15 protein-coding genes are annotated in these 14569 nt (G+C 59.4%); 2 read left to right on the top strand and 13 right to left on the bottom strand.

Going from position 1 to position 14569, the window contains the following annotated elements; genetic code table 11:
* Window positions 1-8: 8 nt before the first annotated feature.
* Window positions 9-701 carry a hypothetical protein gene (locus RYC18_RS11410; protein ID WP_002553487.1) on the bottom strand — a complete coding sequence of 231 codons (693 nt, stop codon included), beginning with the start codon at window positions 699-701 and terminating at the stop codon, window positions 9-11.
* Between the two features lie 138 nt (window positions 702-839).
* Complete coding sequence (locus RYC18_RS11405) at window positions 840-1739, bottom strand: LysR substrate-binding domain-containing protein (RefSeq protein WP_002553486.1); 900 nt, start codon at window positions 1737-1739, stop codon at window positions 840-842.
* 138 nt (window positions 1740-1877) lie between these two features.
* Here RYC18_RS11405 and RYC18_RS11400 point away from each other — a divergent pair, with 138 nt between their 5' ends.
* Window positions 1878-3221, top strand: coding sequence for an MFS transporter (locus RYC18_RS11400; protein WP_316886142.1), 1344 nt, complete (start codon window positions 1878-1880; stop codon window positions 3219-3221).
* Between the two features lie 18 nt (window positions 3222-3239).
* The gene (locus tag RYC18_RS11395; RefSeq protein WP_316886042.1) at window positions 3240-4514 is read left to right on the top strand and encodes a glucarate dehydratase family protein; all 1275 of its coding nucleotides are present in this window, start codon (window positions 3240-3242) and stop codon (window positions 4512-4514) included.
* Window positions 4515-4530: 16 nt separating this feature from the next.
* Here the strand turns inward: RYC18_RS11395 and RYC18_RS11390 are convergent, their stop codons facing one another.
* The 11 genes from RYC18_RS11390 to accC form a co-directional block, all read right to left on the bottom strand.
* Entirely contained in the window at window positions 4531-6195 is a 1665-nt protein-coding gene (locus RYC18_RS11390; protein WP_117139884.1) for an intermembrane transport protein PqiB, read from the bottom strand.
* A 106-nt stretch (window positions 6196-6301) separates the two neighbouring features.
* A complete protein-coding gene (locus tag RYC18_RS11385; RefSeq protein ID WP_002553482.1) occupies window positions 6302-7135 on the bottom strand; it encodes an ABC transporter substrate-binding protein in 834 nt (277 codons plus the stop codon).
* Between the two features lie 51 nt (window positions 7136-7186).
* Window positions 7187-7915 (bottom strand): amino acid ABC transporter ATP-binding protein, encoded by a 729-nt coding sequence (locus RYC18_RS11380; protein ID WP_005731847.1) that lies wholly within the window; start codon window positions 7913-7915, stop codon window positions 7187-7189.
* 19 nt (window positions 7916-7934) lie between these two features.
* Window positions 7935-8675 (bottom strand): amino acid ABC transporter permease, encoded by a 741-nt coding sequence (locus tag RYC18_RS11375; protein ID WP_010210800.1) that lies wholly within the window; start codon window positions 8673-8675, stop codon window positions 7935-7937.
* A gap of 6 nt (window positions 8676-8681) precedes the next feature.
* Window positions 8682-9383, bottom strand: coding sequence for an amino acid ABC transporter permease (locus tag RYC18_RS11370; RefSeq protein ID WP_117139885.1), 702 nt, complete (start codon window positions 9381-9383; stop codon window positions 8682-8684).
* A 121-nt stretch (window positions 9384-9504) separates the two neighbouring features.
* Complete coding sequence (locus tag RYC18_RS11365; RefSeq protein ID WP_005731845.1) at window positions 9505-10257, bottom strand: SDR family oxidoreductase; 753 nt, start codon at window positions 10255-10257, stop codon at window positions 9505-9507.
* A 127-nt stretch (window positions 10258-10384) separates the two neighbouring features.
* A complete protein-coding gene (locus tag RYC18_RS11360; protein ID WP_117139886.1) occupies window positions 10385-11155 on the bottom strand; it encodes a LamB/YcsF family protein in 771 nt (256 codons plus the stop codon).
* 4 nt (window positions 11156-11159) lie between these two features.
* Complete coding sequence (locus RYC18_RS11355) at window positions 11160-11567, bottom strand: biotin/lipoyl-containing protein (RefSeq protein ID WP_005731842.1); 408 nt, start codon at window positions 11565-11567, stop codon at window positions 11160-11162.
* Window positions 11567-12538, bottom strand: coding sequence for a biotin-dependent carboxyltransferase family protein (locus tag RYC18_RS11350; protein ID WP_002553476.1), 972 nt, complete (start codon window positions 12536-12538; stop codon window positions 11567-11569). The genes RYC18_RS11355 and RYC18_RS11350 overlap by 1 nt, the downstream gene beginning before the upstream one ends.
* Window positions 12535-13200: a 5-oxoprolinase subunit PxpB gene (gene pxpB, locus RYC18_RS11345; RefSeq protein WP_117139887.1), complete on the bottom strand. Its 666-nt coding sequence runs from the start codon at window positions 13198-13200 to the stop codon at window positions 12535-12537. Before pxpB ends, RYC18_RS11350 begins: the two co-directional genes overlap by 4 nt.
* A complete protein-coding gene (gene accC / locus RYC18_RS11340) occupies window positions 13197-14549 on the bottom strand; it encodes an acetyl-CoA carboxylase biotin carboxylase subunit (protein ID WP_117139888.1) in 1353 nt (450 codons plus the stop codon). The genes pxpB and accC overlap by 4 nt, the downstream gene beginning before the upstream one ends.
* Between the last annotated feature and the right edge of the window lie 20 nt (window positions 14550-14569).

Raw genomic sequence — 14569 nt, 5'->3', positions numbered from 1 at the left:
ACCTAGACTCAGTTCGCCGCCACCTGAGCCCTATCGGCTTGCATAACCAGCGCTTTGAGCGATGCATCGAATTGTTTCAGCGCATTGACCTGCAGCTCACGCTGCTGGTCAATCTGTGCGGCAATTTCTGGAGCAGCTTTGCCCTGCACCCAGACCGAGGTCATCTCCTTGACCACCTCACCTTCTGCCTTGCCGATGTATTGCAGATTGGTGTCATAAAACCGGGCCATGAACCGCGCTTCGACCTGACTGTTGCGCTTGCTTACCAGACGGTTGTAGGTATCAAGCATCACCACCACGTCGGGGCGCGCTTTCATCAGCGCGTCGAGATTGTCGTAAACGGTCACCGAGGCGAATTCTTTCTGCAATGAGCCTACCAGCCAGTCGGTTGCCAGTTTCGGGTCCGAACTGCTGATGAATGCATTGCGGATACGCGAATCGAGCGCGCCGTTCTGTCCGCTCCTGAGCGCTACCGAGTGATAGTTGTTCAGGTACTGGAGGTTACTGACGGTGTTTTCGCTGTACAACACCCCCACTGACTGAGTGTGTTGCAGACTGGAGGCGCTGTCGGCCACCGGCATGAAGTGGCAAGACTGCTCTGAGACCGTAGAGACTGACGAGACGGCAGCATTGGCTGGCGCAGTGAGCATCATGCTGGTGCTTAGCACGGCAGCAAACGTCAACAGGTTAAACATTCTCATCGCGTCGTCTCCCTTTGGAGCAGGTGGCTATGGCGCCATCCTCCTCCTTTGCCGGAAAAACAGAACTTGCCTTGCTTGATGATGACTATCGACTGAATGAATGATAGTTGATGCCAACGCACTGCAAGGTTTTTCGCTTTAATTTTCATCCGCCCGGACAGCCGCACGAATAGCCTTGAGCAGCATCCGGCACGCTGGATTGTCATTGTCGGCACGCCAGACCAGATGCAACTCGCTTTGCACACCCTCGCCCAGGTCAATGTCACGAAATACGACGTCCTTGAACACCACATTGGTCGCACAGCGCGGCACCAGTGCCAGGCCCATGCCGGCGTTGACCAGTGCCAGAATAGTCAGTGACGACCCAAGCCATTGGACATACTCCGGCGCAACTCGTGCGGAACGAAACATACCGGTCAGCAGTTCGTTGAACGGTGGATAGGCCGAATGCGAATACATCAGAAACGGCGCGCCTTCCAGGTCCGCCACCGTAACTGAATCAGCGTGAGCCAGCCGATGATTGCCCGGCACCGCCAGCACGAATGGCTCTCGCACCAGGCATTCGCTCTCGTAGCCGGGCTGAAACAGCGGCGCTCGCACGATCCCCAGGTCAATGCGTCGCGCCCTGAGCGCTTCGTGCTGCTGATAGGTGTTCATTTCAGTCAGGGAAATCTTCACCTGCGGCTGCTTGAGCCGCGCCTCGGCGATCACTCTGGGCAGAAATTCGTACACCGCGCTGCCGACAAAACTGATGGTCACCGAACCAATATCGCCTTCGGCAAAGCGCCGCGCGGAGATGGCTGCCTGCTGCGCGCGCTCCAGCAACGTCTGCGCTTCAATGAAGAACGCCCTGCCCGCTGCGGTCAGGGCCACACTGCGGGTGCTGCGCGTGAACAGCTCGACACCCAGATTGTGCTCCAGTATCTGGATTTGCCGGCTCAGCGGAGGCTGGGTCATATTCAGCCGTTCGGCAGCGCGCCGGAAATTGAGTTCCGTGGCCACCGTGGTGAAGCAGCGCAGTTGAGAAAGCTCGAACATTGATCCACTCCCGGTATCAATCAAGTCATTAACTGGATTGGACGGGAATAATACACCCCCTCATGATCGACTCATCCCCAAAAAAACAATGAATGGGAGTCGCCCTTGAATACCGTCCCTGGCACTACGGACCCCACGGTGCTTGCCCGTGCGGCCTCCAAGGTGAAACGCCACGTGTTGCCGCTGTTTGTGGTGATGTTCATCGTCAATTATATCGACCGGGTCAATATCGGTTTTGTACGCAGTCATCTGGAAACCGATCTGGGCATCGGTGCGGCGGCCTACGGGCTGGGCGCCGGATTGTTCTTTGTCGGCTATGCACTGTTCGAAGTACCTTCCAACATGCTGTTGCAGCGCTACGGTGCCCGCGCCTGGCTGACCCGCATCATGTTCACCTGGGGCGCGGCCGCGATGGCCATGGCGTTCGTTCAGGGTGAAACCAGTTTCTACGTGCTGCGTTTCATTCTGGGTGCCGCCGAAGCTGGCTTCTTTCCCGGCATCATCTATTACTTCACCCAATGGTTGCCTTCCAGCGATCGCGGCAAGGCCATGGCGCTGTTTCTCAGTGGCTCGGCAATCGCTTCGGTAATTTCCGGCCCGGTATCCGGCGCGCTGCTGGGCATCAAGGGCCTGAGTCTGCACGGCTGGCAATGGATGTTCCTGATCGAAGGCTTCGCGTCGATCGTGCTCTGCGGTTTCGTCTGGTTCTGGCTGCAATCACATCCTCACGAAGCCCGCTGGCTCAGTGACGAAGAAAAAACCGCGCTCAGCACCGCCATCGCCGAAGAGCAACGGCTGCGCGAAGCAGCACAAACCGTCAGACCCTCGGTATTGCGCCTGCTGGCGGACCGGCAGATCCTGCTGTTCTGCTTCATCTACTTTTCCGTGGCGCTGACCATTTACGGGGCTACCTTCTGGCTGCCAAGCATGATCCGCAAGATGGGCAGTTTCAGCGACTTTGAGGTCGGCCTGTTCAACTCGGTGCCGTGGATCATCTCCATCGTGGCCATGTACGGCTTTGCCGCACTGGCGGCACGCTTCAAGCACCAACAGGCCTGGGTCGCTGTGACGCTGGTGATCGCCGCCGTCGGCATGTTCATGTCCACCATTGGTGGTCCGGTGTTTGCTTTTGTTGCCATCTGTTTCGCGGCAATCGGTTTCAAGGCCGCGTCTGCACTGTTCTGGCCGATCCCTCAGGGCTATCTGGATGCGCGCATTGCCGCAGCGGTCATTGCGCTGATCAACTCCATCGGCAACCTCGGCGGCTTCGTCGCGCCCACCACGTTCGGTTTTCTGGAGCAGACCACCGGTTCGATTCAGGGTGGTCTCTATGGACTGGCTGCCACCTCGTTGCTCGCTGCCGTCGTGATTTTCTTTGCCCGCACCACCCCGCGTGGTGACCTGCGCCGCCCGTCCAGAGATGAGCCAGCCAAACCCCACCGCGCCGTCGTACCTGGCACACCTTCCAGCCTCAAACCCTGATCACCGGGAGACCGCCCTTTGAAAATCATACGCGTAACCGTAACCCCTATCGCCTTTCGCGATCCGCCGCTGCTCAACGCCAGTGGCATCCATGAACCTTTCGCACTGCGCTCGATCATCGAAGTGGAAAGCGACAACGGTTACATCGGCCTCGGCGAAAGCTATGGCGACGCCCCGGCGCTGGCCATTCAGCAACAGGTGCAGAACCAGTTGATCGGGCTCGACCCGTTCAACCTCAATCAACTGCGCAGCATCGTTCAGGCGACGGTTGCGGCACACAAACCTGTCAGCCTGGCCGGTGCCGAACTGGCACCGGGTTCGCACGCCAGCAAGGCGGTAAGCAACGCTTATTCAGCATTCGAGGTGGCGTTTCTGGACCTGCAGGCACGTTCCATGAACCTGCCGTTGGTGGACCTGCTCGGCGGTGCCATTCGTGACCAGATACCCTTCAGCGCCTACCTGTTCTTCAAATACGCGCAGCATGCCGATGCGCCTTACGCACCCGACAGCTGGGGTGAAGCGCTCAGCGAAGAACAGATCGTCGCCCAGGCACGGCGCATGATCGAAGCCTACGGGTTCAAAAGCATCAAGCTCAAGGCCGGTGCGCTGGAGCCGGAACATGAGGTGTCCTGCATCAAGGCATTGAAAAAAGCCTTCCCCGGCTACCCGCTGCGCATCGACCCCAACGGCAACTGGTCGCTGGAAACCTCGATTCGCATGGCCGAGCTGCTGGGCGATGACCTGCAGTACTACGAAGACCCGACCCCTGGTCTGGATGGCATGTCGGAATTGCACAAGCGCACTGGCCTGCCACTGGCGACCAACATGGTCGTGACCGATTTCGATGAATTCCGACGCAGCGTGGCCCTCGACAGCGTGCAGATCGTACTCGCCGACCACCATTACTGGGGCGGCCTGCGCGACACCCAGGCGCTGGCGAAGATGTGCGACACCTTCGGCCTCGGTGTGTCGATGCACTCCAACTCGCATTTGGGGATCAGCCTCATGGCCATGGCCCACGTCGCTGCGTCCGTGCCCAATCTGGACTACGCCTGCGATACGCACTACCCGTGGCAGGAACCGGACGAGGAAGTCATCAAGGGCGGCAAGCTGCCGATTGTCGACGGCTGCGTCAGCATCACCCGCGCGCCGGGCCTGGGCCTTGAGCTGGATTACGACCAGCTCGGCAAGCTCAACGATCAGTACCACAGCTGTGGCATTCGTCAGCGCGATGATGTGAAGCAGATGCAGAAGTACCAGCCGCAATGGAGGGCTGTAAAACCAAGATACTAAGTACGTCCGGGCTGCGTCAGTCAGGCCTTGGCGCAGAATTGGCCGGCGGGTAGACACTCGGCACATCCTGCCGGGTGCGACCACGGATCAAGGCTTCGGGGTTGCGGCTTATATAATCGGTCAGGACCCGCACCGAGCGGGCCGTACGTTGAACTTCGTCCATCGTCCGGTTGACCTGCTGGCGTACCGGCGAGTCTTCTGCAAGGGCCGCCCCCGCTATCTCCATCGTGCTTCGGGACTGCCCCAGAACAGTGTGAAGTTCGGGCATCACGTCTGCGTTGAACAGCTTGAACGTCTTGTGCGCTTCGTCAAGGCTGCCATTCAGATTGCCGGCGATCTCCTGCACCGGCAATTTGCTGACCTTTTCAACGATCAGCTGTACCTGCTCCTGCATTTTCTCCAGCTCTCCCGGTACGGTGGGGATTATCAGCGGCCGTGCGTTGACATCGAATTGAACCGGCGCAGCGTTGGCAAAGAACCCCAGAGAAATATAAAGCTGGCCGGTCAGCAGGCTCGCACTGCGAGGCTGTGCGCGCAGGCCCTGTTTGACGAAGTCGGCGATCAACTGCGCGGTACGCGAATCGTCGGGTGTGCCCAATGTCTCTAGGATCTTTTCGTTGGCCTGCCCCAGGCGGTCCGGGTAGATCACCGCCCCCACAATGCTGGAAAAAGACTTGCTGGCTGCATCGTAGTCAAGATCGACGGAGACCACTCGCCCCAGATTTATGCCCATGAACTCGACGGGCGAATTGACTTCAAGACCACGCAAAGACTGCCTGAACATCATGCGGATATAACCCGGCTCGCCATCGGGAGGTGACAGCGCCTTTTGCTGATCCTCGAACAGCTTGAAACGTGCATGCTCTGCAGCCCTTGGCGCGCTCGAACCGTATCCCGGCTCAACGAAGGCCACACCTCCGGCCAGTAACGTCGAAACCGATTCAGTCTTTATCTTCAGCCCATCAGCATCAACCGTCAGGCCAATACCGCTGGCGTTCCAGAACCGTGTATCGGTGGTCACAAACCTGTCGTTGGGGGCATTGATGAAAATTTCCGCATCCACACCTTTGCCATCCTCGGACAAATGACAGGCAACCACTTGACCGACTTGAATGCGCCGATAATAGACGGGAGAACCGACATCGAGTGAGCCAATGTCCTCGGCGTGCAGGGTAAAACGTGTGCCTTTTGCGCCAAACGTGAGGGGTGGTGGGCTTTCCTGACCAATAAAGTGTTTTTTCGGGTGCTCGGACGTCCCGCTGTCTGCCGCGATATACGGCCCGGAAAGCAGGGTATCCACGCCGGACACGCCCTTGGCCCCGATACGCGGGCGCACCACCCAGAACATGGAATCCTCGGCAGTGAAGGCACGGGCGTCGGCATTCAGATCCACTGTCGCCACAACACCGGTACGGTCTTTGCTCAGGGTGACGGCCGACACCTCGCCGATCACGACATTTTTGACCTTGACCCTGGTCTTGTGGGCTTCAAGCCCTTCGGCGCTTTGAAAACTGATAAAAATTCTCGGCCCTTTCGACAGTGAGCTGCTAATCAGCAGCGATACGCATACCAGGGCAGCAATCACCGGAATCAGCCATACCGGCGAGGCACCGAATCGCCTTTTTCCAGTGATTGAAGCGCCAATTGTCGATGCAGAAACGGAACCTGAGCGATCAGACATTTTTTCCTCTGAGGCGCCCACACGGGGTCATGCCGACGGTTAATACTGTCGGCAGAACTCTGAACGTCGACTATCAATAAACCCTCAAGGAAATATCAAGATTTGATCAAGGCAGCGGGTCGAACTTCAATTCACTGAGGCTTTGCACCTTGTCTTCACGAACCATTTTGTATTCGGTATTCGGGCCGATCCACTGCGCCCAGATCGCATCGATTTCACCTGCTGCTTCCATCGCACGCAGCGATTCGTTGACCTTGGCCAGAAATGCCGGCTCGCCCTGACGCATACCGGCACCGATAGGCTCCAGCGCCATCGGCTCCTTGGCGATTGCAAGCTCCACACCACTGGCCTTGGCCTGCCCGACCAGCTTGATCGCGGTCATGGTGTTGGTCACCAGGCCCACCACCTTGTTCTGTTGCAGCGCCATGTAGGCAGAACCGGTGTCCTGGAAGGTCACAGGCGTGGCATCAGCCAGCCGAATCGACTGTTCGGACGTAGAGCCTTTGGTCGAGCTGATGCGTTTGCCTTTGAAAAAGGATTTCGGTTGATCGGCATTGGCGGCGCGCACTACCAGCGTTTCCTTGGCGATGTAGTACGGATCGCTGAACTGGATCTGGTCGGCGCGACTCTTGGTGTAGGCCAGATTGGCAAAAATCACGTCAACGCGGCCCATTTTGACTTCAGGAATGCGCGCTTCGACCGACAGCGGCTTGAGCTCCAGCTCGACGCCCATATGTTTGGCCAGCGCCTTGCAGAGGTCGACGTCCATGCCTACCAGTTCACGGGTTTTCGGGTCCGGTGCCGAAAACGGCGGGACGTCAGCATAGACGCCGCAACTCAGGCTTTTCTTGCTCATCACATCACTGAGCTGATCAGCGTGAGCAACCGAAACAGCCAATGGCGACAATGCCAGTGCAACCAGCAAAGACTTCATACGCATGGTGAGACTCCTGGAAATAAATGGAGGGATTGCTGAAACAGGGGCCTGTGCTCAATGGCTGCGCAGGTCGGAAATGAAGCGTTGGGCACGCGGGTGGTCCGGCTGCTGAAAGAAAGCCTCAGGACTGGATTTTTCAAGGATCTGCCCCGCATCCATGAACCAGATGGTGTCGGCCACTTCACGGGCAAAATTCATCTCGTGGGTGACGCACATCATGGTCATGCCCTCTTTGGCCAGGCCTTTCATGACGCTGAGCACCTCGCCGACCATTTCCGGGTCGAGAGCGCTGGTGGGCTCGTCAAAGAGCATCACGGGCGGTTCCATGGCCAGCGCCCGGGCAATCGCCACGCGCTGCTGCTGGCCGCCGGACAACTGCGCCGGGTAAGCACCGGCCTTGTGTGCCAGCCCCACCCGATCCAGCAGTTCCATGGCCCTGGCGCGAGCCTCACTGTTTTTCAGGCCGCGCACTTTGGTCGGGGTCAGGATGATGTTGTCTAGCACCGACAGATGCGGGAACAGATTGAAGCTCTGGAATACAAAACCCACCCGACTGCGCAAACGATTGACGTTGGCGTCGGTGCCGTTCACGTCGTGGCCGTCAAACAGAATCTGGCCCTGCTGAACATCTTCAAGACGGTTGACGGTGCGGATCAGTGTCGACTTGCCCGAGCCCGAGGGCCCGCACAGCACCACCACTTCGCCGCGCTGCACTTCAGCGGTGATATCGGTCAGGGCCTGGTACTCGCCATACCACTTATTGATCCTGGAAAACATGATCATCGGATGCATTGGGCAACCCTCAATTGTCGGTAGTCAAAGGCCGGGGAACAGGTGCAGGCGACACGCTGCCCTCCCGTTTGCGGGCAATCCGCCGTTCCACCACTGCGGCCAGCCGGGTCAGGCCGTAGCACAGCACGTAGTAGGTGATCGCCAGAATGAAGAACACCTGAAACGGCTTGGTCAGCAGCTGGTTGTTGATCTGATTGGCGGCGAAGGTCACTTCCTGGACGTTGATCACGTAGCCCAGCGACGTTTCCTTGATGATCGAAATGAACTGGCTGATCAGGCTTGGCAATGCGTTGTACAGCGCTTGCGGCAGAATCACCCAGACCGTGGTGCGCATGTAGCCCATGCCCAGCGCGCGTGACGCTTCGTACTGACCAGCCGGCAGCGCCTGAATGGCACCGCGGATGATTTCGCACAGGTAGGCGCTCTGATAGACCACCAGCGTGCAGAGCATGGTGGTGAAGCCGGTGATGTTATGACCGATCAGCAGCGGGACCAGGAAGTAAGTCCAGAAAATCACCATCAGCAGCGGGATGCCGCGCATCACATAGACCCAGACCGTGGCCGGGTAACGCAGCCAGCGCCACGGCGAGACCCGTGCCAGCGACAGTAGCAGCCCTAGCGGGAACGCCAGCAAAAGCGCCAGCGCAGCCAGAGTCAGCGTTGAAACCAGCCCGCCCATCGGGCCGTGAGGATATTGGCCGACCAGCAGCAAGGTCCAGTTATCGCGAACAATCGTGAACACATCGAACATCGCCGCCTACCTCGCCATGGCTTTGCTGAAATGCCGGGCCAGCAACGCACCCAGGCCCATCAGCATCAGTGAAATGGTCAGGTAGACCACAGTTGCGACCAGATACGCCTCGAAGGTGCGAAAGGTGTAGTTCTCGACCTCGCGAGTGGCATAGGTCAGCTCGACGACGCCGATGGCCATGACCAGGCTGGTGTTCTTGAACAGCAGCACCGTGTGATTGATCAATGACGGCAGGCAGTTGCGAACGCCTTGCGGCAGGATCACGTAACGCATCGAACGCACATAACCCAGGCCCAATGCGCGCGATGCTTCGACTTGCCCTGCTGGAATCGCGCGTAACCCGCTGCGAATGTCTTCACTGAAGTAAGCCGCCTGGCAAAGGCCCAGCGCGATCACCGAAAACAGGTACTCGGTGCTGTAGTTGGCCAGCCAGAGCTGCATGCTTTCGGTGAGCAACGTCGGAATACCGAAATACCAGAGCATCAGTTGCACCAGTGTCGGCACGTTGCGGTGGTAGGACACATAGCCCGCCACCAGACGCTCGGCGTATTTGTTGCCGGTCAGGCGAATCGACACCAGCAGCAAGGCCACGGCCATTGCCATGCACCAGGCAACGAACGCCAGTTGCAGGGTTGTCTCTATGCCCTTGACGATCAGCTCGGCATACTCGCCCTGCAGGATCGCCGAAAGATCGAATTTACTCGTCATGGTTGTTCCCATTGACATTCAGCCAGGGCAGAAGCAAGGCGCCAGGGGTACTGGTGCGGGTGTCGCATGGCGGCTGGTGCCGCTCTCGTGATGGGTACAGCGCTTGCAGCGAGGCGCAGCCTCAGCCTTCATAGTCCTGCGGGCGCGCGGTCGACAGCCCACCGGGTACCTGTAGCGTCGGGGTGATTTCCATATGGCCGATGTTGACCGCGATGGGCGCAGCGATCACGTAGGCGATTGCATCGGCAATGTCCTTGGCCACAGGCAGCTCATAGCCCTCGATGAAGCGTTTGCGCACTTCCTCGGAATCGCCATGCACATGGGCAAAAATGTCCGTGGCCACACGCCCCGGGCAGATTTCCGTCACCCGCACGCGCTTGCCGAACGCATCGATACGTAGCTGGCGAGAAAGCATGCTCACGGCAGCCTTGGTGGCGTGGTACGTCGAGTTGCCGCCGAAGTTGTAGGCGGCGGCAATCGAGCTGATGTTGATGATGTGCCCGCTGTCACGCTCGACCATACCCGGCAACGAAAGCCTGGCGATCTGCAATACCGCGCGCAGGTTCACATCGACCAGCAGATCAATCCCTTCTGCGTCGGCCTTGAGCAGCGAACCGGGCCGGTCGACTCCGGCATTGTTGACCACAACATCGAACTGATGGGCCTGGAACAGTGCCGTCAGACCGGCCAGATCAGTCACGTCGATAGCATGTGCGATGCAGCCGGTGCGCTGCGCCAGTGCCGCCAGCTTGTCTGCACTGCGCGCCAGCGCATGAACCTGCAGACCTTCGGCACACAGCCGTTCGACGACGGCTTCGCCAATGCCGGAAGAAGCGCCGGTCACCAGCGCAGTTTTGTAATCGGAAAAAGGCATGTCGGGGTTTCCTTGAATAAGCGTCGATCAGCCGCTTGGCTGTTAATGCTGATCGCCTTGTACTGGACTTTAACGAGCGTCATGGGCAGCGACCAAGACACAATGGTTGTGTGGCAATAAGCTGCGCTTATGACCCGAGCAGCTGTGAAACCGGGGTGATGACACCGCCCTGCTCTTCGATGCTCTGGCGAATGCTGCGCGCAAGCTCCACCGCCCCCGGCGTGTCGCCATGCAACAGGATTGATTGGGCATTGACCGCCACGCGCTTGCCGCTCAGGGTCGTAACCGTACCGTCCTGCAACAGTTGCGCAACCCTGGCGCGGACCTGCTGTGGGTCCTTGATCACCGCCCCGGCAATGCCACGCGGCACCAGCAGGCAGTTTTCGTCGTAGGCACGGTCGGCCAGAAACGTGGTCGCGACTCTCAGGCCGCACGCTTCGGCGGCCTGTTCGATGGCCGCGCTGCTGGATGAACTGATGATCATCTGCGCATCGAAACTGGCGACCGCCTTGACCAGCGGCCTGGCCAGTTCGGCATCGGCCGCGGCCATATTACCCAGCGCGCCGTGGAAGCTCATGTGCGTCACGCGGTAACCGGCAGCGGCTGCAATGCCTGCCAGAGCGCCCAGCTGATACACCACCATGCTGCACAACTCGTTGAGTTCGATGTTCATTCTGCGCCGCCCGAACCCCTGCAGATCAGGAAAACCGACATGTGCGCCGAGATCGATGCCCAGCGCTTTGGCGCGGTGCACGGTGTTATTCATTATCAATGGATCACCGGCATGAAAACCACAGGCCACGTTGGCCGAGGAGATCAGTTGCATCAGTGCCTCATCCTCACCCATGGTCCAGGGGCCGAAGCCCTCACCCAGATCAGCGTTCAGATCGATGCGCATCGTGTCACTCCTCCAGTTCAATCAGCGGCTGGCCGTAACCGACCCGTTCATGCTCGGCAGCCAGAAAACGCGTCACACGCCCTGCCTGCTGGCTGCGCACCGGCAGATAAAGCAGGCCGATGCGCAACAGGCCCAGCAACTGCCCGACTGCAACGGTGTCGCCGGGTTTTACGTAGCTGTTTTTTTCGTCGGGGTGTCTCGATACAAAAACGCCGGGGTTATCCGCAGCTATTACAAGCGCAGTGGCTGGCGGCTGTTCGACTGCGACGTCCACGTCAGGTCGCGATGCAGGGTTATCCGCACGTACACCGCGTCGGATCAACAACTCGAACCCTGGTCGTTTCAGTTCAAGAACCGTGAGCCCGGCATCACGAATCCAGCCTGCCAGTTGGCGAATTTCATTGATGTTCATCAGCGATGTCCTTGCAGGCCGCGCAGCGCAAGCAAGCGCCGGGCGTCTTCGATGAAGGCGTGATTGGTGTCCAGTGCCTCGACGGCCTCCTCGTAGCTGCATTGCACGAAGCGCACCTTGCTGCCGATGGGGGCCTGACCGAGACGCCACAGGTCGGCTTCGATAACCGTGGCAAACTTTGGATAGCCGCCGCTGGGCTGGGCATCGCGCATTTGCACAATCGGCTGGCCGCCGTGGGGCACCTGAATCACCCCGGGCACAATGCCGTGAGAGCGAATTTCCAGCGCCTCCCTTGGCAATAGGGGCGTACCTTCCATGCGATAACCATAGCGATTGCTTTGCGTGGTGATTTTCCACTCGCCGGCAAAAAATGTTTGTTGGGCTTCAACGCTGAAGCAGTCGAACTCGGCGGCAGGCAGTACGCGTATGGCCGGTAGCTCGTCGATAATCAACGGCAAGGCCGCCGCAGCAGATTGCAGGCCAAAATCACCGGCGCGCGGTTGATTAGCCGCACCGGCGGGAATCAGATCGCCCTGCTGCAAGGCGCGGCCCTGCCAGCCACCAAATGCACCGCGCAATTGCGTGCTGCGCGAGCCCAGAACCTGCGGCACATCCACACCGCCCGCCAGGCATAAATAGGCGCGACTGCCCGTCGTTGGGTAACTCAGCTTCAACACCTGATTCTTGCGCGCCTGAGCGACCCAGTTACCCGGCAGTCGCTCGCCATCCAGCCGTGCAGAACAGGCAGCACCGGTGATAGCAAAAGTGCAGTCCTCGACAAAACGCACTTCGAACGGGAACAGTGGAATTTCGATGCCTGCCGCGTCTTCGTCGTTGCCCAGCAACAAATTGCCGAGCTGCAACGACAGCGTGTCCATTGCGCCGGAGGTGCCGACGCCGTAGCCCAGGCTGCCATGCCGACCCAGATCCTGGACCGTCGCCAGTGCGGTGGCGCTGATAACTTCGATCATCGAATGATCCTCTCGATACGCAAGCGCAGTTGATCGCCGGGCTGCATCAGCGCCGGAGGGTTCTGATCAGCGTCGAAAAACACCATTTCCGTGCGCCCTATCGTGTTCCAGCCACTGGGGCCGGCTGAAGCGGAGATACCCGTCTGCACGCCGCCGATGGAAACCGAGCCGGCACCGATATCGAGTACCGGCACTTTGCGCCGAGGCGTCGCCAGACGCTGATCCATGCCGCCCAGATAGCAATAACCGGGGTGGCTGCCCAAGGCGTACACCGGGTAAAGCGGTTCGCAGTGCAGATTGGCGATGGTCTCGATATCCAGTCCGGTATGGGCGATGACATCGGCCATGTGCGGTCCGCCGTCACCGCCATACACCACCGGCAATTCGATGATCCGGCCTTGCAACGGCAGCGGCTGGCATTGTTCCCAGGCCTCCAGCAAGCGGGTTTTCAAGCCGGTCAGGTCGCGTGGCGGCGCTGCGAAGGTCAGCATCAGGTTGTTCATGCCCGGCACCGATTCGCGCACCTGCGGCCAGTTCTTGCTCAGGCTGGCCAGCGCCCATATGCGTTGCTGCGCTGCCAGCTCAAGCTCGCCGGGTGCTTCGAACAGCAAGGCGGTGGTTCCCAGCAAAGTGATTCGTGGCGGCAACTGCTGGAGGGTCATGGGTGGCTCCTTGTCTGTAACCAGCGCTCCAGATGGTGAATGTCCATGCCACCCTTGCAGAACACCGGGTCCTGCAAAATGTCGCGATGCAGCGCGATGTTGGTAGAGATTCCCTCAACGTGCATTTCGCTCAGCGCCAGGCGCATACGTGCCAAAGCCTCATCGCGACTGGCACCGTGGGTGATGACCTTCGCCACCATCGAATCGTAATAAGGCGGAACGCGATAACCGTGGCTCACATGCGAGTCGACCCGTACGCCAAAACCACCAGGAATCTCCCAGCGGGTGACTTGCCCCGGCGTAGGCATGAAGCTGCGCGGGTCCTCGGCGTTGATCCGGCATTCCAGAGAATGGCCCGACACGCTGACGTCGGCCTGGCTGAAACTCAGGCGCTCACCCATCGCCATGCGAATCTGCTGCTGAACGATGTCGATGCCGGAAGTCATTTCCGTGACCGGGTGCTCGACCTGCAGGCGAGTATTCATTTCGATGAAATAGAACTCATCGTTTTCAAACAGGAATTCGAACGTGCCTACGCCCTGGTAACCGATCTGCCGGCAGGCCAGTGCGCAACGTTCGCCCACCCTGGCCATCAATTCCGGGTCGATGCCCGGTGCAGGAGCCTCTTCAAGCACCTTCTGGTGGCGGCGCTGCATCGAGCAATCCCGCGAGCCAAGCCAGACGGCATTGCCATAGGCATCGCACAGCACCTGAATCTCGACATGGCGCGGCTGGCCCAGAAACTTCTCGATATACAACTCGGGATTGCCGAAGGCCCGGCGGGCTTCTTCGCTGGTCAGCGCAATTGCATCGAGCAATTGCTGCTCTTCCTGAACCACGCGCATGCCCCGCCCGCCGCCACCGCCAGCGGCCTTGACGATGACCGGGTAACCAATGTCACGGGCAATCTTCAGGATACCTTGCGGATCGGCAGGCATGCTGGTGTCCGGGCCTGGCACGCACGGCACGCCAGCCTCACGCATTGCCCGCTTGGCCGCGACCTTGTCGCCCATCACCCGAATGCAGGCGGCACTGGGGCCGATGAACGTCAGGCCAGCCTGTTCGATGCGCTCGGCGAACGCGGCGTTTTCAGACAGAAACCCGTAACCGGGATGGATCGCCTGAGCACCGGTCAACTGCGCAGCGTAAAGCACGGCAGCCTGATTCAGATAACTCTGCCCCGGCGCGGCCGGGCCTATGCACAGTGACTCATCGGCCTGCCGTACATAGCTGGCATCGCGATCCGCTTCGGAATAGACCGCAACCGTACTCAGGCCCAGGCCTCTGCAGGCGCGCTGGATACGCAGGGCAATTTCGCCGCGGTTGGCGATCAACACTTTATCGAACATCAAAAACCCCTGATCTGTGA

It is taken from the genome of Pseudomonas syringae group sp. 247E2, from assembly GCF_032587795.1.
GTDB classification, from domain to species: Bacteria; Pseudomonadota; Gammaproteobacteria; order Pseudomonadales; family Pseudomonadaceae; genus Aquipseudomonas; species Aquipseudomonas amygdali.
The sequence above is the reverse complement of the archived record's forward strand: the minus strand, read 5'-3'. Positions and strand labels throughout refer to the sequence as shown.

Coding starts and splice junctions, on each gene's coding strand:
- RYC18_RS11410 (WP_002553487.1), bottom strand. CDS start 701: ATGAGAATGTTTAACCTGTTGACGTTTGCTGCCGTGCTAAGCACCAGC.
- RYC18_RS11405 (WP_002553486.1), bottom strand. CDS start 1,739: ATGTTCGAGCTTTCTCAACTGCGCTGCTTCACCACGGTGGCCACGGAA.
- RYC18_RS11390 (WP_117139884.1), bottom strand. CDS start 6,195: ATGTCTGATCGCTCAGGTTCCGTTTCTGCATCGACAATTGGCGCTTCA.
- RYC18_RS11385 (WP_002553482.1), bottom strand. CDS start 7,135: ATGCGTATGAAGTCTTTGCTGGTTGCACTGGCATTGTCGCCATTGGCT.
- RYC18_RS11380 (WP_005731847.1), bottom strand. CDS start 7,915: ATGATCATGTTTTCCAGGATCAATAAGTGGTATGGCGAGTACCAGGCC.
- RYC18_RS11375 (WP_010210800.1), bottom strand. CDS start 8,675: ATGTTCGATGTGTTCACGATTGTTCGCGATAACTGGACCTTGCTGCTG.
- RYC18_RS11370 (WP_117139885.1), bottom strand. CDS start 9,383: ATGACGAGTAAATTCGATCTTTCGGCGATCCTGCAGGGCGAGTATGCC.
- RYC18_RS11365 (WP_005731845.1), bottom strand. CDS start 10,257: ATGCCTTTTTCCGATTACAAAACTGCGCTGGTGACCGGCGCTTCTTCC.
- RYC18_RS11360 (WP_117139886.1), bottom strand. CDS start 11,155: ATGCGCATCGATCTGAACGCTGATCTGGGTGAGGGCTTCGGCCCCTGG.
- RYC18_RS11355 (WP_005731842.1), bottom strand. CDS start 11,567: ATGAACATCAATGAAATTCGCCAACTGGCAGGCTGGATTCGTGATGCC.
- RYC18_RS11350 (WP_002553476.1), bottom strand. CDS start 12,538: ATGATCGAAGTTATCAGCGCCACCGCACTGGCGACGGTCCAGGATCTG.
- pxpB (WP_117139887.1), bottom strand. CDS start 13,200: ATGACCCTCCAGCAGTTGCCGCCACGAATCACTTTGCTGGGAACCACC.
- accC (WP_117139888.1), bottom strand. CDS start 14,549: ATGTTCGATAAAGTGTTGATCGCCAACCGCGGCGAAATTGCCCTGCGT.